Annotated in this window: 2 protein-coding genes and 1 pseudogene; all 3 read left to right on the top strand. The window is 47.4% G+C overall.

Annotated elements, in window-relative coordinates; all coding sequences use genetic code 11:
* Positions 1–346, top strand: a pseudogene (locus ACTHUR_RS11115) (HPr(Ser) kinase/phosphatase); the annotation flags it as partial.
* A complete protein-coding gene (rapZ, locus tag ACTHUR_RS11110; protein ID WP_070461625.1) occupies positions 327–1181 on the top strand; it encodes an RNase adapter RapZ in 855 nt (284 codons plus the stop codon). The pseudogene ACTHUR_RS11115 and the gene rapZ, both read left to right, overlap by 20 nt.
* 34 nt (positions 1182–1215) lie before the next feature.
* Positions 1216–1400 (top strand): protocatechuate 3,4-dioxygenase (locus ACTHUR_RS11105; protein ID WP_440398610.1); only part of this gene is annotated, 185 nt, incomplete at its 3' end.

Below are 1400 nucleotides of genomic sequence, written 5' to 3'. Positions count from 1 at the left end.
ACGCGGTTTGGGCATACTTAATATCCGCCATATTTTTGGCGAAACCTCTATCCGTCCGAAAAAAATCCTCCAGCTGATTATCAATTTGGTTCCGGCCGACGACGGATATATGAAACAACTTGATCGATTGAGCATCCGTACCGAAACAGAATCTATCCTCAACGTCAGCGTCCGTTCCGTTACCCTGCCTGTTGCAATCGGTCGAAACTTAGCAGTATTGGTTGAAGCTGCAGTACGCAATTACATCCTTCAATTGCGTGGTAAAGACAGCACCAAAGAATTTCTCGAACGTCACCAAACACAACTCAAAGAAAACGAACAAAATCATGAAAATCGTCCTGATTAGCGGCTTATCCGGCTCGGGAAAGTCCGTAGCTCTTAAGCAGCTCGAAGATTTGGGCTATTACTGTGTCGATAATCTTCCCTTGGAAATGCTTCCATCATTGGTTTCACTCCATATCGAACGGGCCGATGAAACCAAACTCGGTGTCAGCGTTGATATCCGTTCCCGTATTAATATCCAAGAAGCGCAAGAGCAAATCCAATATTTGCGTGACGAAGGACATCAGGTTGAAGTCCTGTTTGTTGAAGCAGAAGAGGGTGTTTTGGTTCGCCGCTTCTCAGAAACCCGACGTGGACACCCTTTGTCTGGTCAAAACCTGACTTTGTTGGAAAGCCTGCAAAAAGAACGCGAGTGGCTCTTTCCGCTTAGAGACATCGCATATTGCATCGATACGTCCAAAATGAATGCTCAGCAGCTGCGTTATGCTGTGCAACAATGGCTCAATATTGAACGTGTCGGTTTGCTGGTCATTCTTGAATCCTTTGGTTTCAAATATGGCGCTCCCAATAATGCCGACTTTATGTTTGATATGCGCAGCCTGCCCAATCCGTATTACGATCCGGAATTACGCCCCTTTACTGGCATGGACAAACCTATTCAAGATTATTTGGGCCAGCAGCCGTTGGTTCAAGAAATGGTTGATGACATCGACCATTTTATTAGCCGCTGGTTGCCGCGCCTGCAACAAGAGAGCCGCAGTTATGTGACGATTGCCATCGGTTGTACCGGCGGTCAGCACCGCTCCGTTTATGTTGTGGAAAAACTGGCCGAGCGCCTCAAAGGCCGTTATGAACTCCTTGTCCGCCACCGTCAGGCTCAAAGCTTGGCAGGACGCTAACTTGCCGTTTCAGACGGCCTCAAAGGAAGAAACCATGAAAAAAATCAGTCTGACCGCATTATCCTTGCTTATCTTGACCGCCTGCGCGACAGAGCCTGTCACTGCTTACCGTTGGCATCGTACCGGCGAGAGCGAAGCTGAAGTTTCCCGCCAAATCAATACTTGCAAATCGCAAGTCCAAAATAGAAATACATACAAGACGTTCGAGCAATGTATGGA

Source organism: Neisseria sp. P0021.S007, from assembly GCF_051956855.1.
This window is presented reverse-complemented; position numbering and strand designations above follow the sequence as displayed.

What these genes read in the sequence shown, in the direction of transcription:
- rapZ (WP_070461625.1), top strand. Translation starts at nt 327, where the DNA reads ATGAAAATCGTCCTGATTAGCGGCTTATCCGGCTCGGGAAAGTCCGTA.